Genomic DNA, 968 nt, shown 5'->3' with positions numbered 1-968 from the left:
TTGTCTTAATCACTTTATAATGACCTTTTGACTTGTTAATAATCTGAATACTAATGCTTCCAGATGTATTTTTCTTTCTCCGAATAAACATAAATTATCTTTGGGACACCCAAATATAAAATAAATGTATTGAATCACTAGTGTCCACTAAAAGTCAGCTTTAGTATCTTGAAAACCTTGTAAATACTATGTCTAAGGTAAGAATATAGACGGTGACGATTTGAATCGACTATGTTTGTGATTATAAATTATTCATTATGAACACAGGCAAGTATGTTTTCGCTCAATTGATTTCTTTTTTACCACAACGAGTTTTTGATAGGTTTGTCTCCAAATATTATGGCAATAAATACGTCAAACATTTTTCCTGTTGGAACCAACTGCTTTGTATGGTCTTTGGTCAACTTACTAATCGAAATAGTCTTCGAGATTTGACAGTTATAATTAATGCCCATAGTTCAAAATCGTATCATTTGGGATTCGGTATATCTGTTTCAAAAAGTAATTTATCGAAGGCCAATAACAAGAGAAATTCAAAAATATTTGAAGAGTTTGCTTATTAGCTAATTGATATAGCTCAAAAAAAATTAAAGAATGAAGACTTTGAGATTAAAGGCAAAATATATGCTTTTGATTCATCTACAATAGATTTGTGTCTTAGTGTATTCTGGTGGGCTAAATTCCGTAAAAATAAAGGTGGGATAGAGCTCCATACTCTTTATGATATCACGGCTAAAATCCCTGTATTTATTCATATAACAGAAGCAACAATACATGATGTAAATGCAATGGATGTTATTCCATATGAAGTTGGTGCATATTATGTTTTTGATCGAGGTTATGTCGACTTCACGCGTCTATATCAGATAACCAAACTTTCATCATATTTTGTAATACGAGCAAAATCAAATTTAAAATTTAGTCGAATATATTCGAACAAAGCAGATAAGGGCAATGGAGTAAAAATA

At 30.6% G+C, this 968-nt stretch carries 2 protein-coding genes; both read left to right on the top strand.

Annotated elements, in window-relative coordinates:
- The first annotated feature begins 257 nt into the window (after positions 1-257).
- A complete protein-coding gene (locus HNS40_RS22450) occupies positions 258-563 on the top strand; it encodes a DUF4372 domain-containing protein (protein ID WP_172284944.1) in 306 nt (101 codons plus the stop codon).
- Positions 564-566: 3 nt separating this feature from the next.
- Positions 567-968, top strand: a 402-nt coding sequence (locus HNS40_RS22445) for a transposase (protein WP_371742974.1), incomplete at its 3' end; no start/stop codon positions are given.

Origin of the sequence: Lentimicrobium sp. S6 (assembly GCF_013166635.1) — a bacterium.
Classification (GTDB): Bacteria; Bacteroidota; Bacteroidia; order Bacteroidales; family UBA12170; genus UBA12170.
The sequence above is the reverse complement of the archived record's forward strand: the minus strand, read 5'-3'. Positions and strand labels throughout refer to the sequence as shown.

Bases quoted from the DNA above. Each gene is read 5' to 3' on its own strand.
- HNS40_RS22450 (WP_172284944.1), top strand. From the start codon at position 258: ATGAACACAGGCAAGTATGTTTTCGCTCAATTGATTTCTTTTTTACCA.